The following is a 26,999-nucleotide window of genomic DNA, read 5'->3' as shown; positions in this document are numbered from 1 at the left end:
CTGCTCCTTGGGCGGTATCGGGGAATGTTGACGGGGAATGGGCAGGGCCTCCAAGGAAAGTGCTTTTGGCAGCGGGAAGGTCGCGCGCGCGGGGCGGTGCATTGCGCTGGTGTTCCTGCTGCTGTTCACCGTTGCTGCGGTTGCCGATGTTCCCGCGACTCCCGCAGAAACATCGTTCGGATTCAAGCGGTTCAAGCATACCCGATGGACGGCGGACGAAGGTGCGCCCTCGGGGATATCCAGCATAACCCAGACATCGGACGGCTTCCTCTGGATCGCGGCAAGCGCAGGCCTCGTCCGTTTCGACGGTGTGACGTTCGAGCGCGTGCCGCCCCCGGCCGGCTCTCCGATGGAACGGGCAGAGCCCACGAAACTGCTGGTCAGTCGAAAGGGCGAGTTGTGGGTGGGGTACGCCAACAGCGGCGGCGTGGCCGTGCTTCGAGATGGCCGATTGCAGAACATGGCCATGCCGAAGCCGCCACCGTCCATCAGCGGCCTCGCGGAGACGCCGGATGGCGCCGTCTGGGCTGTTCACGGCGGATGGGAGAACCGCGTCTGGCGCCTGTCGGATGGTCGCTGGGAGCAGGTGGATGAACGATTGCGGCTACCGGCGGGACAACTCACCAGCCCCGAAGTCGATGGCAACGGGACGTTGTGGACGGCATTGGTACAGCCCGAAGCGCAGTCGGCCCAATTGCTCTACCTGCCCTTGCACGACGATCGGTTCCGGATCAGCGCGGAGCGGATAACGAACCGTCCGGCCATGAAAGTGGCACCTGACGGCAAATTGTGGATCGCCGATCAGTACGGGATCCGCGTGCCGGCCAGGCACGTCGGCAAACCTTTCGGGCGGCCAGATGGGTTTCAACTGGCCCCAAAGGCACGCAGCGTCGTTCTGGAATTCGACGGGAAAGGGGGAGTATGGGGCGCCGCGCTGGGGGGAGGCGCCGTCTATAGCCCGGGGCCCCTGAACGCCGGTGAACGATCGTATCCCCAGGTTGCGCGTTTCCGCGCCACCGATGGTTTCACGTCCGATATTGCCTTCGCCGTCTACGCCGATCGGGAAGGCAATGTCTGGTTCGGTACGGACCTCGGCCTCGACCAGTTCCGGCCTGCCGACATCGTTCCGGAGCCGACGATCGTTCACGATCCCGCCGAAGGGATGATGATCGACCGGGCGAACGACGGCACGGTCTATGTCATGGCTCCGCAAAGAATCTACGCGGTCTCGCCCGGACGACGGCCCCGGCCGGTCCTGGACTCCGGCGCATACGTGATCTGCGCGGCGCGGAAGGAAGGGCTCTGGGTGATCCACCCCGAGAGGCTGATCCACGTACACGGGGAACGGCAGGAATCCTTCCCGACATATCCTTTCAAGTCGCAGCCGGCCAACTGCGCGGAGGATCGCTTCGGACGACTGTGGGTCGGGTTGGCCGACCTGACGATGATGCAACGCGATAGCGGCGGATGGCATCCGCCCAGGGGGCCGCTTTCGCACACGCCGGTTTGGGATCTGATCGCGACGCCGGATGGCGATATCGCGTTCACCACTCCCGAAGACCTGGTGATCGCGCGGGGTGATCGCATGGCCGCGATAAGGCTCGCCCCCTACGAACTGCGGCGGGTGGCGATGATCCAGGCCGGTACGCGGGATATCTTCCTGCGCGGGAACGGCATGCTCGCGCGTTTTCGCGACGGTCGGCTGCAAAGGCTGGACGGCAGGCGCTATCCATGGCTCGCCAAGATCAGATCGCTGGTCCAGACGCCGTCCGGCGATACCTGGATGACGAGCGAGGCCGGTGTTCACAAAGTGCGTACGGCGGATCTCGACCGGGCCTTCGACGACCATGGCCCGCTGCCGGTGAGGACGCTGGACTCCCGTGATGGCCTTGTCAGCGGGGCGCAGCATACCGGCTACACCGGTATTCAGGCGGTGCTTGGCGGGGATGGAAGGCTGTGGTTCCTCAACCGCTTTGGTGCGTCGTTCGTCGATACCGCAAGGCTGACGCGCAATCGACTGGCGCCCAACGTCCTGATCCGCTCGCTGTCCGCTCGCGGCAGGACGTGGAGCGATCCGCGTTCGATCGTGCTGCCGCCCGGCACGCGCTCGCTGGAAATCGCCTACGCCGCGTTGAGCATGGCCGTCCCGCAGCGCGTGCGCTTCCGCTATCGGCTGGAGGGCGTGGATGAGGGCTGGGTCGATCCCGGTGCACGGCGGCTTGCCTCCTATGCGAACCTCGGTCCGGGCCGTTATCGATTCCAGGTGGTCGCGGCGAACAACGACGGCGTGTGGAACCGCAAGGGCGCCGCGCTGGAGTTCGAGATACGGCCGACGTTCTTCCAGAGCTGGATATTCCGGGGTTTGTGTGGAATCGCCCTGGCGGGTCTGCTCTGGCTGGCATACTCGCTGCGCCTGCGCGCAGTCGCGAACCGGATCCGCCTGCGTATCACCGAGCGCATGGACGAGCGGGAGAGGATCGCCCGCGAACTGCACGACACCCTTCTGCAGTCAGTGCAGGCCCTGACACTCAGCGTGCAGCTTGCGGTCGACGAACTGCCCGCGCAGGAGCCTGCACGGCCGGCGCTGGAAGGGGCGCTGGATCGCGCCGACCGGGTCATCGCCGAAGGCCGCGATCGGGTCCGTGAACTGCGTCCGTTCCAGGGGCCGAACGATGTCGCGCAGATGGTGGCCGACACGCTCGAAACCCATGCCCTTGATCCCGAAGCGCGCGTGACGGTTGCCACCTCCGGCTCTCCGCGACCGCTCGACCCCTTGGTACTGGACGAACTGAACCGGATCGTCGGGGAGGCGATCTTCAATATCCAGAGGCACGCACGGGCGCGCAGCGTGACGATCGACATCGAGTTCCACGCGAATTTTCGCATGAGGTTCGCTGACGACGGGATCGGGATCGACCCCGCGGTTCTGGCGAAGGGTGGCCGGGAAGGCCATTTCGGGCTTCCCGGCATGCGCGAGAGGGCGCGCAAGTTGCATGGCGATCTCCTCGTCCGCCCACTGGCCCAAGGTGGCACGGAGGTCGTGCTGACGGTGCCCGGACGCGTGGCGTACAGGGGAGGAAGGCTCGCCATGCTGCGACATGCGGCGGGGCAGTGGTTCAGGAGAAGAGCGGTCCCTTCTCAGTAATCGAACTTCACCGTCACCCCGTAGGTCGCGGGTGCGGCGCGGTTGGTGGTGGCGCCGAGGCCGGTGGAGATCTTCTGCTGGAAGTACTTGGTCCCGGTGATGTTCTTGCCCCAGAGTTCGACGCCCCAGTGCTCGTTGAGCCAGTAGGCGACCGAGCCGTTGAGCAGGGCGTATTCCTTCTGGCGCAGCACGCCGTCGGATTCGAACGGGAAGCCGCTGTTGTAGTTGCCCAGCAGGTTGAAGCGCAGTTCGCGGCCCTCCTCGTTCAGCGGCACCGTCAGGCTGGCGCCGAGGCTGGCGGTGAAGTCGGGCGCGCCGGGGGTCTGGAAGCCCGATGCGTCGCCGAGGCAGGTGGTGAAGCCGCCCGCCAGCGGCCCGGTCGTGGTGCCCGGATCGCGGGTGCCGATCGCGTCGCAGGTGGCGGGGTTGGGGTAGATGAACGGCGCGAGATAATCGGAGCCCGGCTTGCCGAAGTTGCTGAAGCGCGAATTGAGCCAGTTGAAGCCGCCGAAGATGCGCAGGTTGTCGGTCGGCGCGGCGTCGAACTCCACGTCGAGTCCGTCGACCTTCACCGAGGCGGCATTGAGCAGCACCGCCGCGCCCAGCGCTCCGGCGGCGGCGGAGCGGATCTGGTAGTTCGAGATGTCGTAGTGGAACACTGCCGCGTTGAGGCGCAGGCGGCGGCCGAACAGCTCGGACTTCACGCCAAGCTCGTAGGCGTTGATGTACTGCGGCTGGACCGCCGGGTTGGTCGGGCTCTGGAGCGAGTAGGTGCCGGCCTTGAAGCCGCGGTTGTAGGAGGCGTAGACGCTGAGGTCGTCGGTCAGTTCCTGCCGGATCGCGGCGCGCCAGGTGAAGCGGCCATAGTCGATGCTGCTGACAGTGGGCGTGAAGGCGCCGAGCACATCGTTGGCGACGACGTACTGCCCGCCGCCCAGCTTGCGCTTGTCCTTGGTGTAGCGCACGCCGCCGGTGATCTGCGTGGTCGGCGTCAGCTTGTAGCTCAGTTCACCGAAGGCCGCGTAGGAATCGGTGTCCAGCGTCGCGTCGATGAACGTCCCGCCGCGCACGCCGCCGACGCCGAGCCCCCGGAAGCGCGAGGCGTTATCGACCTCGGAACGCAGGTAGAAGCCGCCGATCTGCCAGCTCAGCGGATCCGTGTCGGCTGAGGCGAGGCGCAGTTCCTGCTGATAGGCGCGCGATCCGGACTCGAAGGTGATGCGCAGCCAGGGCACCTGAGTCGCGTCCACGTCGAAGTCGGAGTTGTTGGTGCTGTCGCGGATCGAGCTGATGCTGGTGAGGTCCGCGAAGCCGAGGTCCGCCTCCACCGTGGCGCTGGCCCCCCACATCTTGAGGTGGGTCATCGAATACTGGTCGGACGCGGTGTCCATGCTGCCGATGGAATAGATCGGGCCGGTCAGGCCGCGTACCGGGAAGTCCTCGTCCACCGACCAGCCGATCGAGGTGTTGTCGTCCATGTCGTAATAGTCGCCGGACAGCGTGACCTTCACCGCGTCGCTCGGTTTCCAGACCAGCTTCGAGCGGGCGCCCCAGTACTGCATCTTCTTGATGTCGCGGTTCAGCGTGACGTTGCGGCCCCAGCCCTTGTCCTGGTCGTAGCCGGTAAGGGCGAGGTCCATCGACAGCCCGTCCGCGATCGGGCCGCCGACGTAGAGCTTGCCCTGTGCGGTCTCGTAATTGCCATAGCCGCCTTCGCCCTGCGCCTCGAAGACGTCGCCGGGCTCCTTGGTGATGATGTGGATCAGGCCGCCGAAGGCGTTGCGCCCGAACAGCGTGCCCTGCGGGCCTTTCAGCACCTCGATCCGGGCGATGTTGTTGAACTGCGTGACGGTGCCCGAAAGGTCGGGAATGTAGACGCCGTCGACATAGAAGGCGTTCGATCCCTCGTCGCCGACCGAGGCGTTGGTGGTGCCGACGCCGCGCACGAAGAATAGGCCCGATGCGCCCGAGCGCTGGAAGTTCACCGAGGGAACGACCTGGCTGAGGCTGTTGGTGTCGTTGACACCCGCCTTGCTCAGCACATCGGCGGTGACGGCGGCGATGGCGATGGGGACTTCCTGAAGGTTCTCCGCGCGACGCTGCGCGGTGACGATGATCTCGTCCAGACCGCCGGAAGACTGGGCGGAAGACTGGGATTCCGCCTGCGGCGTGGCGTCCTGCGCCAGCGCGGGCGCGGCCAGGGCCAGCGTGCTCGTGGATGCGGCGGCAAGCCAGGCGCGCAGGCGCAGGCGATCGGTGCGATGAGCCATCGTCTCTTCCTCTCCTCCAGTGACGCCGCGGTATTTGTCTCTTCCGGGTCGTCGTATACGCGGTTGCGATTGGGCGGCCTGTTATCTGCCGCCATCGGGTTCGCCGCTTTCAATCGTACACATTATTTGTGACTGTACACCTGTCAAGGAAGGGCAGGCGTCTGGTCGTGCGCTGGGTTTTGCCCTCAGACGCAGTGGGTTTCACCCGGAAAGGGTGCTAAATTGCCGGAATGCTTCGGGTATCGCCGAAGCGATCAGTCGGGCTCGTAATAACGCAGCGTCGCCTCGACGAAGGTGCGCAGGCCCTCATGCCCCGTGTTCATGCCGACATTGCCCTCGATCAGCATGGCGCGGGCGAGGGCGGAGATCAGCGCTGCGAGGGCGTGTGGCGGCAGCGGCGGGTCGGTCAGGCCGCGCGCTTCGCAGATCCGCTCGATCGCCTCGACCTGGAGCGCGCGGAAGCTCTCGCCCGTGCCGCGCATCGCTTCGCGCAGGGCGGGGTAGATCTTGGCGAGCGAGACGTATTCCATCACGCGCCGCGCTTCGGGCAGGTTGCAGTTAAGGTGCCACAGCGCATGGAGCGGACGCGGGCCGGACAGCGCTTCGTCGTGCATCCGGAAATAGCTGGCGGACGAGCGCTGGAACACCGTCACCACCAGTTCCTCCATCGAGCGGAAGTAGTAGTGGACGAGCTGCGGCTTGACCCCGGCATGGGCGGCGATGCGACGCACGGTGAAGGCGGGGTAGCCTTCGCGATCCAGCAGGTCGGAGGCGGCCTCGATCAGCTTGAGCCGCGTGGCGGCGCTGGTCGAGGTATATCCGCGGTTGGCAACCATCGCGGCAGTCTATGCAAAGGGCGGAGGATTGCAAACCCGAGCGCCGAAACGAGGAAAGCGGCCGGGGAGGTGCCCCGACCGCTTTCTCCCGCAGTCAGCCGTCACGCCTCAGTTGGCGGAGGCGACCGTCTTGACCTTCTTGTACGGCACGAAGTCCCGCAGGCCGACGAAACCGTTCCACATGTAGCTGCCGTAGCGGTCATGCAGTTGCACGGTATCGAGGCGGCAGAGCTGCGAGGAGTAGAGCCGCGTGACCATCAGGTCGTCGTCGTCGAGCCGATCGGCATTGATCGGGCGGTTCACGTAGAGCGTGCTGCCGACCTTGTAGACGATCGCGGTCTTGTCGATCACGGTCGAGTTCTGGGTCATCGAAGTGGGGATGCAACTCACTGGCTTGCCGGCTTCGCGCCCTTCCAGCATCTTGGAAAGCTGCTGCTCTCCGGTCAGCTTGGTGCGGGCGTCTGCGGCAGGCATGGCGAGCAGCGAAGCGACGGCGAACGTCGCGGCAATCGCAAGCGTCTTCATGGCCTTCTTCCTTAGTAACGCACCCCGCGTCGATCCTGCATGTAGCACGATTCGTCTGAACTCGTGCTGACTGTTTGGGGCTTTCCTAAAGTAGCGGGCCACATTTGACGTCATTGCGAGCGTAGCGAAGCAATCCCAAGTTGCACCCTGTCGCTGGATTGCTTCGCTACGCTCGCAATGACGCGTGACTGGACGCCGACTTACGCCGTGCCGCCCACCGTGATCCCGTCGATCAGCAGCGTCGGCTGGCCCACGCCCGCAGGCACGCTCTGGCCGCCCTTGCCGCAGACGCCGACGCCGCGATCGAGTTCGAGGTCGTTGCCGATGCCCTTGACGCGGGTGAGGACCGAAGGGCCATCGCCGATCAGCGTCGCGCCCTTGATCGGGGCGCCGATCTTCCCGTCCTCGACCATGTAGGCCTCGGTGCAGGAGAACACGAACTTGCCGGAGACGATGTCCACCTGACCGCCGCCGAAGTTCTTGGCGAAGATGCCCTTCTTCATGCCCGCGAGCAGTTCGGCGGGATCGTCGTTGCCCGCCTTCATGAAGGTGTTGGTCATGCGCACCTGCGGGGCATGGGCGTAGTTCTCGCGGCGGCCGTTGCCGGTGGGCTCGACGCCCATGAGGCGCGCGTTGAGGCGGTCCTGCATGTAGCCCTTGAGGATGCCGTCCTCGATCAGCACCGTCTCGCGCGTGGGGGTGCCCTCGTCGTCGATGGTGAGCGAGCCGCGCCGGCCGGGGATCGAGCCGTCGTCGACGATGGTGACGCCGGGCGCGGCCACCCGCTCGCCGATGCGACCGGAGAAAGCCGAGGTGCCCTTGCGGTTGAAGTCGCCCTCAAGCCCGTGGCCGATGGCTTCGTGCAGGATCACGCCGGGCCAGCCGGGGCCGAGCAACACTGGGAACTCTCCGGCAGGAGCATCGATGCTTTCAAGGTTCACCAGCGCGGTGGCGAGGGCCTGGTCGATGGCGTCGTTCCAGTTCTCGGGCTTGAACAGGTCGTCGTAGAGGTAGCGCCCGCCCATGCCGAAGGCGCCGGTCTCGCGCCGCCCGTTGCTTTCCGCCACGATCGAGACGTTGAGGCGGACCAGCGGGCGCACGTCGGTGGCGATGTAGCCGTCGGGGCGCACGATCTCGACCACCGACCACGAGCCCGAAAGGCTGGCGCTGACCTGCGAGACGCGCGGGTCGCGGGCGCGGGCGGCGGCGTCGATGGTTTCCAGCAGGCGCACCTTCTCGGCGAACGGCACGAGGTCGAGCGGGGAGGCGTCGGTGTAGAGCTTGGCGTTGGTGCGCTGCGGCGCGAGGGGGCGCACCCCGGTCGCGGGATCGAGCAGGCGCAGCGTCTCCCCGGCGCGCCGGATGGCGGCGGGGGAAATCTCGTTGGCGTGGGCGAAGCCGGTCATCTCGCCCGAAACGCCGCGCAGGCCGAAGCCCGCGTCGCGCGAATAGTCGGCGGTCTTGAGCCGTCCGTCGTCGAAGCCGAACGCCTCGCTGGCGACGAACTGCATGAACAGTTCGCCGTCCTCGCAAGCCTTGAGCGTCTCGGCGGCGAGCGCCTGCGCTTCGTCGGGCGAGAGCTGGGTGTAGAGGAGCGAGCGCGGGTCGGTCATGGTCATGCCCCGGGATATAGGGGGCTGCCCGCGCTTGCGGAAGTGGGGATCAGGCGGCCTGTTGATCCGCAGGTCCGCCCTTCAGGACGAAGCGGCGGTCGCAGTACCCGCATTCGACGAAGCCCTTCTCGTCGATTTCTAGCCACACGCGCGGATGGCCGAGCGCGGCTCCGCCACGGATGTCGGTGGCCCCGTCGCAGGAGACGCGATGGGAATCGGTGAAGATGGTTTCGGGCGGGTTGGTCATGGTGGGGCCGGATTACCAAGGGTCGCTGCGGATTTCCAGATGGGAATGCAACTCGTCGTCCCGGGCTCGACCCGGGACCGCTGGCCATGAACACCATAAGGTGCGGCCAGCGGTCCCGGAGCAAGTCCGGGACGACGAAGGATCAGGCCGAAACCGCCAGCGAACCGGCTTCCTCGATCGCGGCGGCGACCGACTTGGCGCGGGTCTCGGCGTCGATGGCGATGCCTTCGGCGAGGACGAAGGTCGGGTTGGCGATGCCGATGAAGCCGAACGCGGCGCGCAGGTAGGTCTCGGCGTGCTCCATGACGGCAGCCGGGCCTTCGCCGTAGTAGCCGCCGCGGGCGAGGGCGACGAAGACCTTCTTGTCGCCGGCCAGACCCTGCGGGCCTTCGGCGGTGTACTGGAAGGTCTTGCCCGCGATCAGCACGCGGTCGATCCATGCCTTGAGCTGGGTCGGGATCGTGAAGTTGTACATGCCCGCGCCGATCACGACGATGTCGGCGGCGAGGAATTCGGCCAGTTCGGCATTGCCATCCGGGTTGCCGAGGACGTCGAGCGTCAGATGCGGCAGCGCGTCGGCGGCGAGGTCGCGGTAGGTGACTTCGATCGCGGGATCGGCGGCGGTCAGCGAGGAAACGATGGCGGCCGAGATGGCGCGGCTGGCCGAGTTCTCGCCGAGGATGCTGGAATCGAGATGGAGGAGCTTCATTGGGGGATACCTCAGTCTGGAAAAATGACCAGGTCTAGCTATGTTGCTGGAGCAAGCCCGCCAAGAACGCATATTTTCGGAACCTGGTACCATGAAGCTGACCACGTTTGACGAGGCTGACCTGCCGTCGTCGCCTCCCGTCCACGACCCCGCCAGCAAGGACTGCCGCCTCGTTGGCGACATCCTCGCCCGGGTGGGAGACAAGTGGTCGATGCTGGTGGTGATGACGCTGCTGGAGAAGCCGCTGCACTTCAACGAGTTGAAGCGTGCGATCCGGGGCGTGTCGCAGCAGATGCTCTCACGCACGCTGCGCGCGCTGGAGCGCGACGGGCTGGTGGCGCGCACCGTCCACTTCGGGGTGCCGGTGCGGGTGGAATATGCGCTCAGCGACCTCGGGCGCTCGCTGGCGGGCCCGGTCGAGGCGCTGGGGGCGTGGGCGGTCGGCGCGCGTCCCGCGATCGAGGCGAGCCGGACCGCGTTCGACAGCCAGCACGACGGGGTTTGAGGGCGCCGCTTAGACCCCCTCGAACCGCACATGCAGGTTCGCCAGCCCGCGGATGATGTAGCTCGGCTCATACGCGATGGTGCGCGCCCCGGCCGGGCCGTGCTGCGCCTCGTCGAGCGTGATGGCGCGGGTGTGCTCCAGCAGCCGGTCGAGCAGCACCGCCACTTCCGCGCGGGCGAGCGGCGCCCCGGCGCAGGTGTGTGCGCCGCGCCCGAAGGCGACATGTTCCTTGATCTTCGGGCGGCCGATGCGGAATTCGTCGGGGTCGTCCCACCGGCGCGGGTCGCGGTTGGCGGCGGATAGCGCGACGACCACGCGCTTGCCCGCAGGAACGTCCGTGTCGCCGATCTTCGTGGCGCGCGCGGCGATGCGGAAGGTGGCCTTGGTGGAACCTTCGACGCGCAGCACTTCCTCCAGGAACGGCCCGATCAGCTTGCGATCCTCGCGCAGGGCCTGCTGCATCGCCTGATCCTCGCACAGTCGGCGCAGGGCGTTGCCGATGAGCTTGGCGCTGGTGTCCTGCCCGGCGGCGAAAAGGAACATGGCGGACTTCACCACTTCCATCGCGTCGGGCGTCGAGCCATCGGGGTACCTGGCCATGGCCATCTCGGTCATCACGTCGTCCTGCGGCTGGGCGCGGCGTTCGGCAATGTAGCGCGCGAAGTAGCCCGCCATGACCATCAGCGGGTGGATGCTCTGCCCATCCGGCGTGTCCATGTTGCCCGGCGGCGGGGCCTCGTCGATGATACGGCGGAACGCCTCGCGGTCGTCGGCGGGGACGCCGAGGAGGTCGGCGATGACCATGGTGACGAAGGGCGTCGCCACCCGGTTCACCAGTTCGCAGCCGCCCGCCGCCACGACCTCGCGCACCATGTCGTCGGCATAGGCGCGCATGAACGCCTCGTTCGCCTTCAGCCGCGAGGGCACGAACAGCGGGTTGAGCAATGATCGCGCGGCGAGGTGCTTGTCCCCGTCGTAGGAGACCATCAGTTCCATCTGCCCGCTGGGATTGGCGTCGAGCAGGGCCGAGATGTCGTCGCTCTCGACCGCGAAGGGCAGCGGCACCAGCGGGTCGGGGTTCAGCCAGGACGAGAAGTCGCGCTTGTTGAGCAGCACTTCCAGCGCCTCGGCGAAGCCGGTGACGACGATCACGTCGCGCCCCTGCATCTGGTACACCGGGCCGTGCGCGCGGATCGTCTCGAAGTAGTCGTAGGGATCGAGCAGCACCGAATGGTCGGTGAAGTAGTCCTTCTCGATCGTCGGCGCGGCGGTGGCCATGGTCGTTCTCCCGTGGTGGCCGCTCTGCGTCGGCCATTAGTGATATAGTGTGTATCATATTGTGTGCCGGGCCATGCGTCAACGCGGTGTGCTCGGCCTTTACGCGGGGGCGATCATGGCCCACATGCACGCACCATGAGCACGCCGACTCCTTCCGCCACTCCCGCCATCGCGATCCGTGACCTCGTCAAGCGCTACGCCCCGGCCGGGTCGGGCGAGGGGAAGCTGGCGCTGAAGGGCGTCTCGTTCGACGTTCCGGAGGGCGGGATCTTCGGGCTGCTCGGCCCCAACGGCGCGGGCAAGTCCACGCTCATCAACATCCTTGCGGGCATGGTGATGAAGACTTCGGGCTCGGTCGATATCTGGGGCTTCGACATCGACCGGGACCAGCGCAACGCCAAGCGCGCGATCGGCATCGTCCCGCAGGAGATCGTGTTCGACCCGTTCTTCACGCCTTTCGAGGTGCTGGAGATTCAGGCGGGGCTCTACGGCATAGCCAAGACCCTGCGCCGTTCCGAAGACCTGCTGCGCGCGGTGCATCTTGCCGACAAGCGCGACGCCTATGCGCGCACGCTGTCGGGCGGCATGAAGCGGCGCCTGCTGATCGCCAAGGCGCTGGTCCACCGCCCGCCGGTGCTGGTGCTGGACGAGCCGACCGCAGGCGTCGACGTGGAACTGCGCCGCCAGCTCTGGGAACTGGTCACCGAACTCAACAAGGAAGGCGCGACGATCGTGCTGACCACGCACTACCTCGAGGAAGCCGAGGAACTGTGCGACCGCATCGCCATCATCAACCACGGCGAACTGATCGCCAACAAGCCGACGCGCGAACTCGTCGGCATGGCGCGCGAGAAGATCATCGTCCTGACGCTGGATCGCGACGTCACCGAACTGCCCAGCCACCCCGGCTTCGTGAAGTGCGCGAGAACCGGCGAGCGGGTGCTGGAGATCACCTACGACAAGGATCGCGCCAACGCGGGCGAGATCATGTCCGCGCTGCAGGCGCAGGGCTTCGCGATCGTCGACGTGACGACGCGAGAGGCGGATCTGGAAGACGTTTTCGTCAGCCTGACCAGCGATCCCCGCGTCGCGGGCTGATCCGCAGGGATTTCCTTTTGTTGTTTTTGCGAATCGATTCGGCGCGTGAGCGCGTCGATTCGGCTTGCTGCAGTGCGGTTGCGACCCGTCGGACTCGTTAACAGGGCCGCTTCATAAGGCATCCCGGCGCAGGAGAGCGATTAACTATCGTTCACCGTGCTTTAGCAGCGCGTCCAGTCAAAAATCCCCACTGGATTCCGGGAGGGCAATATTCGCGAGGCCGGAAGGCCGTCGAGCGATACTAAGTATTCTTACTTATTCTGCGCCTGCTTCATCTTCGTCAAGTTTCCATACCTTGCGCTTCTTCCTGCGTATAGTTTTACCGCAGTTTTTGCATGTACCGACGTAGCTGATACCGTCCCATTTTACGCCATTGCGCAGCGGTTCATGCCTATTGGCAAAGCATAGAGGGATCGATATCGCCACGAAAACGGTTTCCTCGGTCTGGAGCGGAAGCTGACTAGACTAATAACAACGCTTTGCAAGTTCGTAATTTGTCGCAGATTACGGTGTTTGTAATCTTTTCGTCTATTCTTATAGGCCAAGTCTGCCGCACCGCAACATGCAAGTGCCTGATAGAGCAAACAGTTGCGGTCCGGGCGATGGCGGGGCTAGGAGGCCCGTCATGGAAACGCCATCCAGCGCAGCCCCTTCCGGCGCCGATACGCCGACCGCATTGTCCGCCGACGCGACCTACGATGTTCTCGTGATCGGGTCGGGCGCGGCAGGCCTTACCGCCGCACTCGCGCTGGCCGACAAGGTTCGCGTCGGGGTGCTCGCCAAGGGGACGCTGACCGGCGGATCGACCGCCTGGGCGCAGGGCGGCATCGCCGCGGTGCTCGACGCGGGCGATACCTTCGAGGAGCACGTCCACGACACCATGGTGGCGGGCGCGGGGCTCAACCGCCGCGACACCGTGGAATTCGTGATCGAACGCGCGCCGCATGCGATCGAGCGGCTGGTGGAACTAGGCGTGCCGTTCAACACCGACGGCGAGACGCTTCACCTCACGCGCGAGGGCGGCCATTCGCACCGCCGCATCGTCCACGTCGCCGATGCGACCGGCTGGGCGGTGCAGCAGGCGCTGCTGCAGGCCGCTGAGGCGCATCCCAACATCACGCTGCTGCCCGGCCGCTCCTGCATCGACCTCATCACCGGACGGCACGAGCAGCGCTATTCGGGCTCGGGCCGGGTCTGGGGCGTCTATGCGCTGAACGAGGAAACCGGCAGGGTCGAGGCGTTCACCGCCCGCGCCACCGTCCTCGCCACGGGCGGGGCCGGCCGCGTCTACCAGTTCAGCACCGCCCCGCGCGGCGCCACGGGTGATGGCATCGCCATGGCCTGGCGGGCGGGCGCGCGCGTCTCCAACATGGAGATGATGCAGTTCCACCCGACCTGCCTTTACAATCTGGAGGTCAAGAACTTCCTCATAACTGAGGCCGTGCGCGGCGAGGGCGGGCACCTCATCAACCCGCGCACCGGCAAGCGGTTCATGACCTTTTACGATCCTGAGCGGCTGGAACTGGCCCCGCGCGACGTCGTGGCCCGCGCCATCGACTCCGAGATCAAGCGCTTCGGCCTCGACTACGTCCACCTCGACATCAGCCACCAGCCGCCAGAATTCGTGCGCGAGCACTTCCCGAACATCCATGAGAAGCTGCTCGGCCTCGGCATCGACATGACGAAGGAGCCGATCCCGGTCGTCCCGGCGCAGCACTACACCTGCGGCGGCATCCTCGTGGACCTCGATGGGCGGACCGACCTGCCAGGGCTCTATGCCGCCGGGGAATGCACCGAGAGCGGGCTGCACGGCGCCAACCGCCTCGCTTCCAACTCGCTGCTCGAATGCTTCGTCTTCGGCGAGGCGGCGGCGGCGGACATCCTTGCGAAGTGGGACAGCTTCGAGGCGGTGCCGCCGGTCCGCGCCTGGGACGAGAGCCGCGTCACCGAGCCGGACGAGGAAGTCGTCATCAAGCAGAACTGGACCGAGATCCGCCGGTTCATGTGGAACTACGTCGGCATCGTGCGCACCACCAAGCGGCTGGAGCGCGCCATGCACCGCATCCAGATGCTGAACGGCGAGATCGAGGAATACTATCGCCACTTCCGCGTCTCGACCGACCTGATCGAACTGCGCAACCTGCTCCAGAGCGCGGAACTGATCGTCGAATCCGCGCTCAAGCGGCACGAGAGCCGGGGCCTGCACTACACGCTGGACTATCCGGCGGCGGACGCGGAGCCGCTGGACACGGTGCTGGTGCCTTGAGGGCTCCGACACAACCCTCGTCATTGCGAGCATAGCGAAGCAATCCAGAGCGGCATGGCGCTGCGCTGGATTGCTTCGCTATGCTCGCAATGACGATCGGTGAAGGCGTTGCCTCACCCGATATGCAGCAGCCGCCCGATGAAGATCAGCGCGATCGCGCCGAGGATCGAGGCGAGGCAGCCGGCGCGGCTGAAGTCGCGGCTGCCGCGGCTGGTGACGAGGCCCGCGACCAGCGAGCCGCCGATGCCCAGCAGGATCGTCGAGATCCAGCCCATGGGCACCGCGCCCGGATAGACCCAGCGGGCCAGCCATCCGATGATAAGGCCGCTGATGATGGCGCCGATGATGTTGAACATGTGACCCTTGCACTCCCCTTGCGCGCCGCAGCGCCTTCGCAACGAGCCTCATAAGCGACCAGTCGCGTGTCGGTTGCAAGCGATCGGCAGGCGACCGAAAGGATTCGACGGAAGTCGAGCGGATGGATGGGGAAGACTCCGCCAGCCGGACTTGACCGCTCGGTTCGTCGCGCGTGCGATTCGCTTGGTCGGTGATTTCATGTGGAAAAATTTAGCACCACAAGGGTCACGAAGCCTCTTGCGCGATCGAAAGGCAAGGAAAGCCCGCGCGTCGCGAGCGGCTGTTCAGGCGTGCAGGATGCTCCCGCCGCCCGATGCAGTTTCGAGTGCCCCCATTGAATCTCGCGCAGGAAAGGGCACTATAGGTTGTGTCGCGCCGATCGAGGGGCCTCAATACCTAGCGATGCCGCCGCCGGATGCCGAAAGGCTCGGGCAGCCGTCCGGGGGTCTTGGGGCAGGGCCCTTCGCAAAGGCGCGCCGGTGGTATGACAGGGAATGTCGTTCTCTTTTTGTGCTGGTTCTGATAGTCGGGACGTCTGATGCGACCCTTCGACTCGGTGCCGGTCTGTCCTGCCGCCGAAAGCAGCGTGGACCGTCTCGATGGCGGTCCGATGACAGGTTTGAAGGCACATTGGGGGCGAACCAGTGGATTTCAGAAACGGAAGCGAAGATCAGGTGTCTGACTCGGATGTGAGCTACGCGGATGCACAGGTCGACATGGAGGCGCTGCTCGCCTCGCATGACCCTGCGCCCCGCAAGAAGAAGGAAGGTTCGGCCGTCGTGATGGACAAGACCGACAGCGCGACCGCCGATCTGGTGGAAGCTCCGAAGAAGAAGGCGGTGGATTCCAAGACGATCCATGACCGCCGCTTCACCATCGTCACCGACGCTTCGCGCGATGCGCTCCTGACCGATTTCGGCAAGGAGACGCTGGACGACCGCTACCTGCTGCCCGGCGAGAAGTACCAGGATCTGTTCGCCCGCGTGGCCGACGCCTATGCGGACGATCAGGAGCACGCGCAGCGCCTGTACGACTACATCTCGCGCCTGTGGTTCATGCCCGCCACCCCCGTTCTGTCGAACGGCGGCACCGGTCGCGGCCTGCCGATCTCGTGCTACCTGAACTCGGTGGACGACAGCCTCGAAGGCATCGTCGCCACCTGGAACGAGAACGTCTGGCTCGCCTCGCGCGGCGGCGGCATCGGCACCTACTGGGGCGCGGTGCGCGGCATCGGCGAGCCGGTGGGCCTCAACGGCAAGACCAGCGGCATCATCCCCTTCGTGCGCGTGATGGACTCGCTGACCCTTGCGATCTCGCAGGGTTCGCTGCGTCGCGGTTCGGCCGCCTGCTACCTCGACATCTCGCACCCCGAGATCGAGGAGTTCCTCGAAATCCGGAAACCCTCGGGCGACTTCAACCGCAAGGCGCTGAACCTGCACCACGGCGTGCTGCTGACCGACGAGTTCATGGCCGCCGTGCGCGATGGCGCCGAGTTCGAGCTGAAGAGCCCGAAGGACGGCTCGGTGCGCGGCAAGGTCGATGCGCGCTCGCTGTTCCAGAAGCTGGTCGAGGTCCGCCTCGCCACGGGTGAGCCCTACATCGTCTTCTCCGACACCGTGAACCGCATGATGCCCAAGCATCACCGCGATCTCGGCCTCAAGGTCTCGACCTCGAACCTGTGCTCGGAAATCACGCTGCCGACCGGCCGCGACCACCTCGGCAACGACCGCACGGCGGTGTGCTGCCTCTCCTCGCTCAACCTGGAGACCTGGGAAGAGTGGAAGGGCGACAAGCGCTTCGTCGAGGACGTGCTGCGCTTCCTCGACAACGTCCTGCAAGACTACATCGACCGCGCGCCGGACGAGATGGCCCGCGCCAAGTATTCCGCCGCGCGCGAGCGTTCGGTCGGGATGGGCGTCATGGGCTATCACTCGTACCTGCAGAAGCGCGGCATCGCCTTCGAGAGCGCGATGGCCAAGGCGCTGAACCTGCAGATGTTCCAGTACATCAACCAGAAGGCCAACGAGGCCTCGATGCTGCTGGCGAACGAGCGCGGGCCGTGCCCGGACGCCGCCGATCAGGGCGTGATGGAGCGCTTCAGCTGCAAGATGGCGATCGCGCCCACCGCGTCGATCTCGATCATCTGCGGCGGCACTTCGGCCTGCATCGAGCCGATCCCGGCCAACATCTACACCCACAAGACGCTCTCGGGCAGCTTCGTGGTGAAGAACCCCTACCTGCAGAAGCTGCTGGCCTCGAAGTCGAAGGATTCCACCAACGTGTGGAACTCGATCCTCGAGCACGGCGGTTCGGTGCAGCAGCTCGACTTCCTCTCCCCGGAGGAGAAGGCGATCTACAAGACCAGCTTCGAGATCGACCAGCGCTGGCTGCTCGAATTCGCGGCGGACCGCACCCCCTACATCGACCAGGCGCAGTCGCTGAACCTGTTCATCCCCGCCGACGTCGACAAGTGGGATCTGATGATGCTGCACTACCAGGCGTGGGAGCGGGGCATCAAGTCGCTCTACTACCTGCGCTCCAAGTCGGTGCAGCGCGCCGGTTTCGCGGGCGGCGTCGAGGCGGACAACACCAGCGAACTGCCCAAGTTCAACCTCGCGGCGAGCGGCGAAAGCACCGACTACGACGAGTGTCTCGCCTGCCAGTAAGGCGCTAGAGTTCACCGAGAGCGGCCTTCCGGGAAACCGGGAGGCCGTTTTCGTTTGGGGTGAGGCGCCACGGCCGCCGGGGGCTTCGACAGGCTCAGCCTGAGCGGGGTGGGGAGTGAGCGCCTGGGGTAAGGGCCGCTCCGTCCGCTCCGTCATCCTGAACTTGTTTCAGGATCCATCGGGCGGTTGGTGCCGGATCGTTGGATCGCAGGCCGCACTGTCGGTTCGCCAATCGCAAAACCGAGCTACGGGCTCGATGGACCCTGAAACAAGTTCAGGGTGACGGCTAGAATTGTGAGACTGAAGTTTTGGCGTGAGGGATGCGAGACCCGCGCCTCAGCCGCCTGTATTCGCAAACGACTGGATGCGGATGCGCGGGAACACGTCTTCCAGTGCCTTCACGTCCGGGGTGACGTAGACGTAGCCGCCCTTCTTCGCGAACATCGGGCTGAGGTTCCTGGTGTAGAACGCGATCGGCACGTTGATGCAGCCGAAGGTGATGCGGTTGTCGTCGATGGCGGGGGACAGCATCCGCTCGCGCCGCTTTTCCTTGGGCTTGCCGGGTTTGGGGATCGGGTGGAGCGCCACCGACGTTGCGTAGTCCACCCACAGTACGCGCTGCTTGCCCGCCGCGACGCCGAACTTCGCGAGGAAGCGGCCTGCGGGCGTGGTCTTCTCGGCCGGGCCGATCTCGGACAGGTTCTTGCTGCCGATGCCGGGGCTGGCGTCGTCGCCGGGCGCGATGCCGAGGAGGACGGGGACGTGGGCGACCTGCTTGCCGGTGGCGTCGAACAGCAGCAGCGAGGCCGATTTCTTGTCGACGATGGCATAGGGCAAGGCGTGGTTGTCGCCCGAAGCGGCGACCCAGGCGGAGACGCGGGTGGCATCCTCCGACTGGGCCAGCGCGATTTCATCACTGGTCTTCGCAGGCGCAACGGCAGGCTTCTTCCGGGCTGCGGGCTTCTTCGCTGCGGGCTTCCTGCTCGCGGCTTTCGCGGTCGCGGCCTTCTCCACGCCCCATGCGGGAGCGGTGTTCAGCGCCAGACCGGCAGATACGAAACCGGCAAGCGCCAGGAGAACCTTGTTCATCGCGTCGGAAGTACTCAGGAAATGAAACCGTCGGCGCTCTCGGGGGGAGGAGCGCCGACGCGGGATATCACAGGTATTCTATGTTTGCTCGCGTCAGTTGCGCGGGCGCTTGCGCTGCGATTCGGCCATGCGCTGCTCGACGCCGTCGACGCGGGCGTTGAGCTGGTCGATGCGCTGACCGTTCTGCGCGGCCTGGCCCGAAGCGGCCTGGGCTTCCGAACGGGCCGCCTGCGCGGTCGCGTCGGTGGTCTGCAGCTTGGCGTCGAGCGCATCGACGCGCTGGTTCACGACCGCGACCTGCTCACGGACGAAACCCTTGGTGGCGCAGCCGCCGAGGCCCATGGAGCCGGCCAGAATGACCACGGCCGGGGCGATTTTCTTGAAGGTGGGCGACATCGAATTCTCCTAACGGTCAACTAGACCGACTCGCTCCAAGCCCAGCCATCATGATTGGACAACGCGATTCGGGCCGACTGTGCATCCGCTCAGGTGAACGGATGCGGCGGAATCAACGAACGCCCGAGACGGGAAAAGTTCCAAAAGGACCGTTGGAATTTTCGCCGACAAGCTCGCCGTCGCGCACCGTGACGTCGTATTTGACGGTGATCGGCATGGGCATCGAGGCCTTCCCCTCGAACCGTGCGCGGCCGTCCTTCACCCCTCCGGCGACGGTGATCGTGCCCTGTTCAGCGGTGACTTTGCCGGTCACGACGTTACCCGTGACCTTAAGCTCCATCACCGCTTTCTGCGGCCCGACGGGGGACTGGATGGTCACGTTCCAGCGCCCCGCGAAGTCCTGCGGCTTCGCGTTGCTGGCCTTGGCCGCCTTCGCCTTTTCGAGCAGCGCCTTCTGCTCTGCGGGCGCGGCCTGAGCGCGAGAGCGCAGATAGAAGCGCAAGGTCTCCAGATCGTCATCGGTGAACTGCGGGAAAGGCGGCATGCCGTTCAGCTTGAGCCCGCCGTCCTTGACGATCGCCTTGAAGGTGGCGGCATCGGTGATCGTCGGCGAGTAGCGCAGGTCCGGCGCCGCGCCGCCGGCTACCGCATTCCAGCCGTGGCACACGATGCACGACCGGGTGCCGAACAGCATCGCCCCGGCCTGTGCCCGGGCGAGATCGGGGCTGAAGTCGGGATCGGAGACCTGCTCCAGCGGCGGCATCGTGAACGGCGGGATCGTGTCCTTGCCGTCCAGCGCAAAGGTCAGCACGCGGCGCGGCAGGCGATAATCGGTGCGGTACTGGGCATTGCCCAGCGTCTGCATGCCTGCACCTTGACCGCCCGCGCCGGTGAGCACGGTGACGTACTGCCGCCCGTTCACCCGGTAGGAGATCGGCGCGCCGACGATCGGGCTTTCGGTCCTGAACGACCACAGCTCCTTGCCGGTCATCGCATCGCGGGCGACGAACTTCCCGTCGATCTGCCCCTGCCAGACGAGTCCGCCGCCCGAGGCCATGACGCCGCCCGGCCATGTGCCCGGTAGATCCACCCGCCACGCCTCGGTCTGGGTGACGGGGTTCCATGCCTTGAGGTAGCTGCGGTGGCCGCCGGGCAGTTCGACTTCGGGGATCAGCGTCACGCCCATGCCCGCCGCCACTTCGCCGCCGCCCTTCTGGCCGTCCCCGATCAGTGCGGGCAGGTCCATGATCGGCACGTAGACGAGGCCGGTCTGCGGGCTGTAGGCCTGCGGCTGCCACGAATGGGCGCCGGTCGGCCCGGGCCACAGCTCGAACAGGCCGGGCTTGCCGCTGTAGCGGATGCCGGGGTTCTCCACCGGGCGGCCGGTCTTCGGGTCGATCCGCTCGGCCCATGTGACCTTGGCGATCTTCTCGGCGGAGATGAACTGGCCGGTGGCGCGGTCGAGGACGTAGAAGAAGCCGTTCTTGGGCGCCTGCATCAGCACCTTGCGTTCCTTGCCGTCGATGTCGAGCGTGGCGAGCGTCATGTCGGCGGTGGCGGTGCAGTCCCACTGTTCGGCGGGGCAGAGCTGGTAGTGCCACTTATACTCGCCGGTATCGACGTTGACCGCGACGACCGAGGCGAGGAACAGGTTGTCGCCGCCCTCCGGGCTGCGCAGCGTCTGGTTGTAGGGAAAGCCGTTGCCGACGCCGAGGTAGACGAGGCGCAGGTCCGCATCATAGGCGAAGGCGTTCCACGCCGTTCCGCCGCCGCCGCGCCGCGTGCCGTCGGGCTTCTTCCAGCCGCCGGGCCATGTCTTGCGCATGATCTCCTCGGCCTTCCGGTTGACGGGCGTCACCTCGTCGCCGGGGGTGGTGTAGAAGCGCCAGGCCAGCTTGCCGGTCCTGGCGTCATAGGCACTGACGAAGCCGCGCGCCGGGCTGATGTCGCCGCCGCCGAAGCCGGTGATGACCTTGCCCCCGAACACGCGCGGCGCGCCGTTGGCGTTGCGCGGGGCGTCGTCAGGGAAGTCCATCGTCTTCCACGCTTCCTTGCCGGTCTTCGCATCAAGCGAGACGACGTAGCCGTCCGTGGTGACGAGGAAGACGTGCCCGGCGTCATAGGCGATGCCCTTGCTGCCCCACGACATCTGCAGCGCCGTCTTCGCCCGCTCGCGCGTGCCGCCGTCGTACTCCCACAGCTGCCGGCCGGTCACGGCATCGAGCGCGCGGATATGCGAATGGCCGGTGGTGATGAACACCTTGCCCTCGGCCATCAGCGGCGTCGTCGGCGAATAGCCCGGCTCCAGATCGAAATGCCACGCGAGCTTGAGGCCGGAGACATTGCCGGTGTCGATCTCGTCGAGCGGCGAATAGTGCGTCTCGGTCCCGGTGCGACCCCAGCTCGGCCACTCGTCCGGATCGGCGACGGTCAGTTCCTCGATCGGCTGGGCGGGACGGTTGCACGAAGAGAGCGAAAGCGGCGCCAGCATCAACGCCAGCACGGGCATCAGTCTGATTGTGAACCTGCCGAAGCCGGAAACCATGCCCTCGTCCTCTCATCCCGTCCGTTCTTGCCTGCCGGACTATCAGCGGGGTCGAACCTTGGGAAGAGATGCTGTTCATGGTGTATCATAACTGACGATGCATCGCCTCGGGGATGGCATCGGCTACGCACGCAAAAACCCCGGCCCTGCACGCAGCAAGGCCGGGGTCTCGCGAAGGACAGTGCGCGAGGGGGACGCTCTGTCCTGCTTCGGTGGGCTTCAGGTCACTCTAGGTGCAGTTCAGTGCCGCTGTTTTCAGTTCGCGCCGACGCCCATCGGGATGGGCGTTCCCTGCTTCAGGTACACGCGGTTGTCCTCGATCTTGTCGACGTTCTCGAACGCGATGTAGTGATGGGCGCCGTCGGAACTGTCCGAACGGGTGAGCTTGATCTGGTCGTCCTTCACATCGTCGACGGTGCCGACATGCTGGCCGGTGCTGGTCGTGACTTCCATGTGCTCACGGATGCGCAGCTTCTCGAACATAAGGTCTCTCCAGTGTTTCGGGGGCTTCTGACACTGAAACGGAGAGCCTCGGGAGGACGTTCCGGCGTTCGTCCCGGCCCGGAAACGCCTCGCCGGTTCGGCTCCTTCAGGGCGTCGCGCCGAGCCCGAACGTCGCATCGCCACGGTCGGACAGGAGCACCGAGTCGCCGCTGATCCCGCCGACCTGGGTGATCGCCACGAAGTCATGACTGCCGCCTTCCAGCATCAGTTCCTCGCCATCCAGCGCCGCTACCGTGCCGATGCAGGTGCCGTCGGCGGTGATGACCTTCATGCCCTTGCGGATCGTGCCCTGCTGCGACGTCCAGGCGTTTTCGCCGCTGCTCCATTGCGTCGATGGGGTGGTCACGCGAATACTCCCTCTGCTGCGGGGCATATTGCCTCCGGAGAAGAACAAATCCCGCCGGTGCGGCCGGTTCCGTGGGAGCAGGAACGAGAGGAGAAACACATGGCATCGCGCCAATACCGCCGCGTGATCGCGGGTCTGGGCGAAGACGGTCGCAGCCGCGTCGTCGCTGACGAGAGGGCGGAGGGCCTGTCGCTCGGCCACATCACGATAGCGCAGATGTGGAACGGCGGCATCGAGGCCCGGGCCGACAACGCCGCGCCCGTGGCGGCCTCGACCGCGCCTTTCCGCTTCGAACAGCTGGCCGAGCCGGTCTACGGCTTCATGGTCGCGGAATATGCGCCGGGCCTCGGTCGCGAGGATCCGGGGATGCACTTCACCGACACCGTCGATCACTTCCATGTGATCGAAGGCGAAGTCGTGCTGGTGCTGGAAGAGGAAGAAGTGGTCCTGCGCGCAGGCGATTCAGGCCTGTGTCGCGGCGTCATGCACGGCTGGCGCAACCTGTCGGAAGCGCCCGCGCGGCTGGTCACTTTCGTGCTACCGGCCACGCGGGCGAAATAGGGATCAGGCGCTGGCGGTCTTGGCGCCGAAGCGGCCATGCTTGCGGAAACGCACCATCCAGCGGTCGAGGAACAGGCCGAGCGGGCGCGGCGTCACGCCAAGGTCGGCGATGCCCGGAAGCGCGCCGCCGGCGACGCTGCCTGCCTGGAGCAGCTTGAACTGGTCGCTGGTGATCGGCGCACCCGGCAGCCAGCCGGTCGCCGACGCGATCAGGCCGGACACCGCATCGGGAAGCTCGGCAAATGCGCGCGAGCGGCCCTGCGCATTGGCGATGCGCTCGTTGAGTTCGAGCATGGTCACGACTTCCGGCCCTGCCAGTTCGAAGGTCTTGCCCTGCGCGGAAGCGTCGGAAAGGGCGTTGGCAATCGCCTCCGCCACGTCGTCGACGAAGACCGGCTGCAGCTTTGCCTGCGGTGCGAAGACCGGCATGGCGGGCATGCGGGCGATCAGGTTGGCGAACATGTTCACCAGATTGTCGTCCGGCCCGAACATCAACGAAGGACGCACGATCGTCGCTTCGGGGAAGGCGGCGAGCACGGCCTGCTCGCCCTCGGCCTTGGTGCGCGCATAGGCGACGTCCGAACTGGCGTCCGCGCCGATGGCCGAGACGTGGACGAACGCCGTTGCACCGGCAGCCCTGGCCGCAGCGGCGACTTCGCCTACACCCTTGCCCTGCAGCGCATCGAGATTGCCGGAGAATGCGCCGACGAGGTTCACCACCGCGTCCGACCCGGCCAGCACCGCCGCGAGCGAATCGCTCTTCGTCACGTCCACGCCCGCAAACTGAACCTGCCCCAGATTGCCGAGCGGCTTGATCACGAAGGCCTTCTTCGGATGACGGCTGGCGATCCGCAGGCGGGCGCCGCGCGCCAGAAGCTCCTGCGCGAGATGACGGCCGACGAAGCCGCTGCCGCCCAGGATGGTGACGATCTTGCCGGAGATGGGGTCGGTGGTCATGGTGAATTTCGGTCCTTCGGTCGCTCCGCGCGCGACGTGTCCCGCGCTGCAGCACATGCAGTTTGCCCCTGCCACAAGGCCGGGAATGGGGCAACCGGCCAGTTGCTCCCACCGCCCCAGAGGGCTCAAACGCGCAGAATGAAAATTGTTGCCCTCGATGGTGTTGACAACCCCGCGGCGGCCCCTTAGAGGCGCCCTCCTACCCAGCGGGGACGGCACTTCGCCCCCTCGCTAAAGTGCCCAGATGGCGGAATTGGTAGACGCACCGTCTTCAGGTGGCGGCGCTCGCAAGGGCGTGGAGGTTCGAGTCCTCTTCTGGGCACCATTCACCTCTTTGGAGGTAATCGCAGTAGAAAAAGCCCGGCTTGGTCCGGGCTTTTTGCTGTCCTGCTTCCGCAAATGTGCGCTTTTGGTGCCGACTCAACCCTGCCTGAAGAAACCCTTGCTGCGCAGGAATAGATAAGTTGCGAGCGCCGTGCCTGCGGCGAGGCCGGTGGCGATGAGGGTGCCGTGGGGGCCATTGAAGGGCAGTCCACCGGTGTTCATACCGAAAAGGCCGGTCACCAGCGTGGCGGGCAGCATCAGCGCCGTCATCACTGACAGCAGGTAGAGGTTCTGGTTGGTCCGCTGGTCCTGCTGGAGGTCGAGTTCGTCGCGCAGGAGACGAAGCTGGCCTTGGACCGCCAGCGCGTCTGCGTCGAGGCCTTGCAGGCGCTGGGAGAGCTTCTCCACGGTGGGTTGCAGCGCTTCGGGCAGGTCGTCGTCCTGTTCGAGGCGGCGGAACACGCGCTGGGCGCCGTCGAGCATCCGGTGAATCTGGGCGAGGCGGCGGCGGATGTCGAGGAGTTGGCGGCTGGTGGGTGGATGACGGCCTTCGAGGAAGGCGTCCTCTGCCGCCTGCATGTCGGCGGAAAGGTTGCGGATCACCGTGTCGATGTTCTGCGTCAGGGCGCCGACCAGCAGGTCCAGCGCTCCCGCAGGCCCTTCGACGCGGGCGCCATTGGCGACGCGCTGCATGACGATGTCGGCAGCACCAAGGGGATGGCGGCGGGCGGTGACGATCAGGCTGCCGAGCATCGCCACCCGCAGCGCGCCGACGCGGGCGGTGTCGCGCACGTCGAAATCACGCTCGAAGTCATGGAGGATGCAGCAGACCGCACCCCCCTCGACCAGCGCGCGCTGGTGGGAATCCGAGGATAGTAGCAGTTCGCGCGCCGCCGCCGGAAACAGCGCCGACTGCTCGATCCAAAGACGCGTGCCGTGGTCAGCGAGGTTGAGGTGCAGCCAGCGGAAGCAGCCCTCGGGCGCTGGGCCGCAGGGTGCGCTCTCGTGCGAGCCATCGGGCGTGAAGTCGAGCCCCCAGATCAGGCCGGGTGCAGTCCCGCCGCTCGCCGCGCCGGTCTTGCCGAGCGCGGCGCTGAAATCCAGGGCGGGTGTGGTCGTGCGCTTGTCCGTATGCCGCTCGTCAGAAGATCATCGCGAACAGGGCATATAGCACACCTGACAGCAGGATCGACACAGGCAGCGTCAGAACCCACGCCATCAGCAGGTTGCGCACGGTGCTCATCTGCAGGCCGGAGCGGTTGGCCGCCATCGTCCCCGCCACGCCCGAGGACAGCACGTGCGTCGTCGAGACCGGCAGGCCGAGGCTGTCGGCGGCGAAGATCGTGCCCATTGCCACCAGTTCGGCGGAAGCGCCCTGCGCGTAGGTGAGGTGCGACTTGCCGATCTTCTCGCCCACGGTGACGACGATGCGCTTCCAGCCCACCATCGTGCCGAGGCCGAGTGCGAAGGCAACCGCCACCTTCACCCAGGTGGGGATGAAGCGCGTGCCCGCGTCGAGGGACTTCTTGAAGTCACCGAGAGCCGCCTTCTGGCCGTCGTCGAGGTTCGCAGCCTCGTCCTTCGAGATGCGCTTGATGGCTTCGGAGGCGAGATACATGTCGTTGCGCACGTTCTCGGTCGCGGCGGCGGGCACTTTGGCGAGCGAGCCGTATTCGCCGACCTGACGGTCGATGTCGCCGATCAACGCAGCGAGAGCGGGGACGGTGGCGGGCTGGAAAGTCTTGTCGGCGATGTAAGACGTCACCGCGATCCGGGCGGCGGCGGGCTGCAGGAGGGGCGCGGGCCCGCCGTCGAGCGCGGCATAGGCGGCGTCCGCGCGCTGGTTGAATTCCTGCGTGTAGCTGGCGGGAACGGCGCGGTTGAGCGCGTAAGCGGTAGGCACGGTGCCGATCAGGATCAGCATGATGAGGCCCATGCCCTTCTGGCCGTCATTGGAACCGTGGGCGAAGCTGACGCCCGTGCAGGTGAAGATCAGAAGTGCGCGGATCCAAAGCGGGGGCGGCGTGTTGCCCTTGGGCTCCTGATAGAGCGCCTTGTTGCGGATCAGTACCTTCATCGCGAGGAAGAGCAGCGCGGCCACGCCGAAACCGATCAGCGGCGAGACGAGCAGCGCCTGCCCGATCTCGGTCGCCTTGGTCCAGTCGACCCCGGCGGTGCCGCTCTTGCCATGCATCAGGGCATTGGCGACGCCGACGCCGATGATCGAGCCGATCAGCGTGTGGGAGGATGAGGAGGGGATGCCCAGCCACCAGGTCGCAAGATTCCAGACGATCGCCGCGATCAGCAGCGCGAAGACCATCGCGAAACCGGCGTTCGATCCGACCTGCAGGATCAGTTCCACCGGCAGCAGCGAGACGATGCCGAACGCGACTGCGCCGGTCGAGAGCAGCACGCCGAGGAAGTTGAAGAATCCGGACCACACGACAGCCACGTTGGCGGGCATCGCATTGGTGTAGATCACCGTGGCGACGGCGTTGGCGGTATCGTGGAAGCCGTTCACGAACTCGAAGCCGAGCGCGATCAGCAGGGCCACGAAGAGCAGGATGAAGGGCAGTATCGCCAGAGCCGGAACGCCCGCTGCGCTGGCGTCCGCGTTCACGCTGTAAGCCACGTAGGCGATGGCGGCCAGAATCGCCGCGCCGAAGCCGATCTTGCCTGCGAGGCCCAGCCCCTTGTCGAGCTGCGGACGCTCGAACTGACCGGCGGCGATACTGGCACTCATGAAAAACCTCGGGCAACTT

22 protein-coding genes and 1 tRNA gene are annotated in these 26,999 nt (G+C 66.0%); 7 read left to right on the top strand and 16 right to left on the bottom strand.

Going from position 1 to position 26,999, the window contains the following annotated elements; all coding sequences use genetic code 11:
• Positions 1-37: 37 nt before the first annotated feature.
• Positions 38-3,145: a sensor histidine kinase gene (locus LO787_RS06225; protein ID WP_232494981.1), complete on the top strand. Its 3,108-nt coding sequence runs from the start codon at positions 38-40 to the stop codon at positions 3,143-3,145.
• On the opposite strand, the gene LO787_RS06220 is transcribed toward LO787_RS06225, so the two are convergent.
• The 6 genes from LO787_RS06220 to LO787_RS06195 all read right to left on the bottom strand — a co-directional run bounded on the left by LO787_RS06220 (position 3,139) and on the right by LO787_RS06195 (position 9,345).
• Entirely contained in the window at positions 3,139-5,415 is a 2,277-nt protein-coding gene (locus tag LO787_RS06220; protein ID WP_232494980.1) for a TonB-dependent receptor, read from the bottom strand. The two genes, LO787_RS06225 and LO787_RS06220, sit on opposite strands and share 7 nt — an antisense overlap.
• A 254-nt stretch (positions 5,416-5,669) precedes the next feature.
• Positions 5,670-6,251 carry a TetR/AcrR family transcriptional regulator gene (locus LO787_RS06215; protein WP_232494979.1) on the bottom strand — a complete coding sequence of 194 codons (582 nt, stop codon included), beginning with the start codon at positions 6,249-6,251 and terminating at the stop codon, positions 5,670-5,672.
• Between the two features lie 108 nt (positions 6,252-6,359).
• Positions 6,360-6,776, bottom strand: a complete 417-nt coding sequence (locus tag LO787_RS06210) for a hypothetical protein (protein ID WP_232494978.1) — start codon at positions 6,774-6,776, stop codon at positions 6,360-6,362.
• Positions 6,777-6,976: 200 nt separating this feature from the next.
• Positions 6,977-8,395 (bottom strand): metalloprotease TldD, encoded by a 1,419-nt coding sequence (gene tldD / locus LO787_RS06205; protein ID WP_232494977.1) that lies wholly within the window; start codon positions 8,393-8,395, stop codon positions 6,977-6,979.
• 43 nt (positions 8,396-8,438) lie between these two features.
• Positions 8,439-8,636 (bottom strand): zinc-finger domain-containing protein, encoded by a 198-nt coding sequence (locus tag LO787_RS06200; RefSeq protein ID WP_232494976.1) that lies wholly within the window; start codon positions 8,634-8,636, stop codon positions 8,439-8,441.
• 142 nt (positions 8,637-8,778) lie between these two features.
• Positions 8,779-9,345, bottom strand: coding sequence for an FMN-dependent NADH-azoreductase (locus tag LO787_RS06195; RefSeq protein ID WP_232494975.1), 567 nt, complete (start codon positions 9,343-9,345; stop codon positions 8,779-8,781).
• A gap of 91 nt (positions 9,346-9,436) precedes the next feature.
• Between LO787_RS06195 and LO787_RS06190 the strand changes: the two genes are divergently transcribed.
• Positions 9,437-9,850 carry a winged helix-turn-helix transcriptional regulator gene (locus LO787_RS06190; protein ID WP_232494974.1) on the top strand — a complete coding sequence of 138 codons (414 nt, stop codon included), beginning with the start codon at positions 9,437-9,439 and terminating at the stop codon, positions 9,848-9,850.
• A gap of 9 nt (positions 9,851-9,859) precedes the next feature.
• Here the strand turns inward: LO787_RS06190 and LO787_RS06185 are convergent, their stop codons facing one another.
• Positions 9,860-11,128 carry a cytochrome P450 gene (locus LO787_RS06185; protein ID WP_232494973.1) on the bottom strand — a complete coding sequence of 423 codons (1,269 nt, stop codon included), beginning with the start codon at positions 11,126-11,128 and terminating at the stop codon, positions 9,860-9,862.
• A 135-nt stretch (positions 11,129-11,263) separates the two neighbouring features.
• Here LO787_RS06185 and LO787_RS06180 point away from each other — a divergent pair, with 135 nt between their 5' ends.
• Together LO787_RS06180 and nadB are read left to right on the top strand one after the other, a co-directional pair.
• Entirely contained in the window at positions 11,264-12,226 is a 963-nt protein-coding gene (locus tag LO787_RS06180) for an ABC transporter ATP-binding protein (RefSeq protein WP_232494972.1), read from the top strand.
• A gap of 625 nt (positions 12,227-12,851) precedes the next feature.
• Positions 12,852-14,492 (top strand): L-aspartate oxidase, encoded by a 1,641-nt coding sequence (gene nadB / locus LO787_RS06175; RefSeq protein ID WP_232494971.1) that lies wholly within the window; start codon positions 12,852-12,854, stop codon positions 14,490-14,492.
• Positions 14,493-14,605: 113 nt separating this feature from the next.
• Here nadB and LO787_RS06170 read toward each other — a convergent pair whose 3' ends face one another.
• Positions 14,606-14,848: a GlsB/YeaQ/YmgE family stress response membrane protein gene (locus tag LO787_RS06170; RefSeq protein WP_232494970.1), complete on the bottom strand. Its 243-nt coding sequence runs from the start codon at positions 14,846-14,848 to the stop codon at positions 14,606-14,608.
• Positions 14,849-15,565: 717 nt separating this feature from the next.
• Between LO787_RS06170 and LO787_RS06165 the strand changes: the two genes are divergently transcribed.
• On the top strand, positions 15,566-17,515 hold the full coding sequence (locus LO787_RS06165; protein WP_232496268.1) for a ribonucleoside-diphosphate reductase subunit alpha: 1,950 nt from the start codon (positions 15,566-15,568) through the stop codon (positions 17,513-17,515).
• 336 nt (positions 17,516-17,851) lie between these two features.
• Here the strand turns inward: LO787_RS06165 and LO787_RS06160 are convergent, their stop codons facing one another.
• The 5 genes from LO787_RS06160 to LO787_RS06140 form a co-directional block, all read right to left on the bottom strand.
• Complete coding sequence (locus tag LO787_RS06160) at positions 17,852-18,604, bottom strand: hypothetical protein (protein WP_232494969.1); 753 nt, start codon at positions 18,602-18,604, stop codon at positions 17,852-17,854.
• 93 nt (positions 18,605-18,697) lie between these two features.
• Entirely contained in the window at positions 18,698-19,000 is a 303-nt protein-coding gene (locus LO787_RS06155) for a hypothetical protein (protein WP_232494968.1), read from the bottom strand.
• 112 nt (positions 19,001-19,112) lie between these two features.
• Positions 19,113-21,545, bottom strand: coding sequence for a PQQ-dependent dehydrogenase, methanol/ethanol family (locus LO787_RS06150; protein ID WP_232494967.1), 2,433 nt, complete (start codon positions 21,543-21,545; stop codon positions 19,113-19,115).
• Positions 21,546-21,800: 255 nt separating this feature from the next.
• Positions 21,801-22,028: a DUF2171 domain-containing protein gene (locus LO787_RS06145; RefSeq protein WP_232494966.1), complete on the bottom strand. Its 228-nt coding sequence runs from the start codon at positions 22,026-22,028 to the stop codon at positions 21,801-21,803.
• A gap of 106 nt (positions 22,029-22,134) precedes the next feature.
• Positions 22,135-22,395: a DUF2171 domain-containing protein gene (locus tag LO787_RS06140; RefSeq protein ID WP_232494965.1), complete on the bottom strand. Its 261-nt coding sequence runs from the start codon at positions 22,393-22,395 to the stop codon at positions 22,135-22,137.
• Positions 22,396-22,494: 99 nt separating this feature from the next.
• Here LO787_RS06140 and LO787_RS06135 point away from each other — a divergent pair, with 99 nt between their 5' ends.
• On the top strand, positions 22,495-22,956 hold the full coding sequence (locus tag LO787_RS06135; RefSeq protein ID WP_232494964.1) for a cupin domain-containing protein: 462 nt from the start codon (positions 22,495-22,497) through the stop codon (positions 22,954-22,956).
• Between the two features lie 3 nt (positions 22,957-22,959).
• Here LO787_RS06135 and LO787_RS06130 read toward each other — a convergent pair whose 3' ends face one another.
• Positions 22,960-23,913 carry a complex I NDUFA9 subunit family protein gene (locus LO787_RS06130; protein ID WP_232494963.1) on the bottom strand — a complete coding sequence of 318 codons (954 nt, stop codon included), beginning with the start codon at positions 23,911-23,913 and terminating at the stop codon, positions 22,960-22,962.
• 238 nt (positions 23,914-24,151) lie between these two features.
• Between LO787_RS06130 and LO787_RS06125 the strand changes: the two genes are divergently transcribed.
• A tRNA-Leu gene (locus LO787_RS06125) sits at positions 24,152-24,238 on the top strand.
• A 95-nt stretch (positions 24,239-24,333) separates the two neighbouring features.
• Here LO787_RS06125 and LO787_RS06120 read toward each other — a convergent pair.
• The gene (locus LO787_RS06120; protein ID WP_255700865.1) at positions 24,334-25,197 is read right to left on the bottom strand and encodes a CorA family divalent cation transporter; all 864 of its coding nucleotides are present in this window, start codon (positions 25,195-25,197) and stop codon (positions 24,334-24,336) included.
• Between the two features lie 181 nt (positions 25,198-25,378).
• The gene (locus LO787_RS06115; protein WP_232494962.1) at positions 25,379-26,980 is read right to left on the bottom strand and encodes an inorganic phosphate transporter; all 1,602 of its coding nucleotides are present in this window, start codon (positions 26,978-26,980) and stop codon (positions 25,379-25,381) included.
• Between the last annotated feature and the right edge of the window lie 19 nt (positions 26,981-26,999).

It is taken from the genome of Novosphingobium kaempferiae, from assembly GCF_021227995.1.
GTDB lineage: Bacteria > Pseudomonadota > Alphaproteobacteria > Sphingomonadales > Sphingomonadaceae > Novosphingobium > Novosphingobium kaempferiae.
This window is presented reverse-complemented; position numbering and strand designations above follow the sequence as displayed.

Coding starts and splice junctions, on each gene's coding strand:
- LO787_RS06225 (WP_232494981.1), top strand. CDS start 38: ATGGGCAGGGCCTCCAAGGAAAGTGCTTTTGGCAGCGGGAAGGTCGCG.
- LO787_RS06220 (WP_232494980.1), bottom strand. CDS start 5,415: ATGGCTCATCGCACCGATCGCCTGCGCCTGCGCGCCTGGCTTGCCGCC.
- LO787_RS06215 (WP_232494979.1), bottom strand. CDS start 6,251: ATGGTTGCCAACCGCGGATATACCTCGACCAGCGCCGCCACGCGGCTC.
- LO787_RS06210 (WP_232494978.1), bottom strand. CDS start 6,776: ATGAAGACGCTTGCGATTGCCGCGACGTTCGCCGTCGCTTCGCTGCTC.
- tldD (WP_232494977.1), bottom strand. CDS start 8,395: ATGACCATGACCGACCCGCGCTCGCTCCTCTACACCCAGCTCTCGCCC.
- LO787_RS06200 (WP_232494976.1), bottom strand. CDS start 8,636: ATGACCAACCCGCCCGAAACCATCTTCACCGATTCCCATCGCGTCTCC.
- LO787_RS06195 (WP_232494975.1), bottom strand. CDS start 9,345: ATGAAGCTCCTCCATCTCGATTCCAGCATCCTCGGCGAGAACTCGGCC.
- LO787_RS06190 (WP_232494974.1), top strand. CDS start 9,437: ATGAAGCTGACCACGTTTGACGAGGCTGACCTGCCGTCGTCGCCTCCC.
- LO787_RS06185 (WP_232494973.1), bottom strand. CDS start 11,128: ATGGCCACCGCCGCGCCGACGATCGAGAAGGACTACTTCACCGACCAT.
- LO787_RS06180 (WP_232494972.1), top strand. CDS start 11,264: ATGAGCACGCCGACTCCTTCCGCCACTCCCGCCATCGCGATCCGTGAC.
- nadB (WP_232494971.1), top strand. CDS start 12,852: ATGGAAACGCCATCCAGCGCAGCCCCTTCCGGCGCCGATACGCCGACC.
- LO787_RS06170 (WP_232494970.1), bottom strand. CDS start 14,848: ATGTTCAACATCATCGGCGCCATCATCAGCGGCCTTATCATCGGATGG.
- LO787_RS06165 (WP_232496268.1), top strand. CDS start 15,566: ATGGAGGCGCTGCTCGCCTCGCATGACCCTGCGCCCCGCAAGAAGAAG.
- LO787_RS06160 (WP_232494969.1), bottom strand. CDS start 18,604: ATGAACAAGGTTCTCCTGGCGCTTGCCGGTTTCGTATCTGCCGGTCTG.
- LO787_RS06155 (WP_232494968.1), bottom strand. CDS start 19,000: ATGTCGCCCACCTTCAAGAAAATCGCCCCGGCCGTGGTCATTCTGGCC.
- LO787_RS06150 (WP_232494967.1), bottom strand. CDS start 21,545: ATGGTTTCCGGCTTCGGCAGGTTCACAATCAGACTGATGCCCGTGCTG.
- LO787_RS06145 (WP_232494966.1), bottom strand. CDS start 22,028: ATGTTCGAGAAGCTGCGCATCCGTGAGCACATGGAAGTCACGACCAGC.
- LO787_RS06135 (WP_232494964.1), top strand. CDS start 22,495: ATGGCATCGCGCCAATACCGCCGCGTGATCGCGGGTCTGGGCGAAGAC.
- LO787_RS06130 (WP_232494963.1), bottom strand. CDS start 23,913: ATGACCACCGACCCCATCTCCGGCAAGATCGTCACCATCCTGGGCGGC.
- LO787_RS06115 (WP_232494962.1), bottom strand. CDS start 26,980: ATGAGTGCCAGTATCGCCGCCGGTCAGTTCGAGCGTCCGCAGCTCGAC.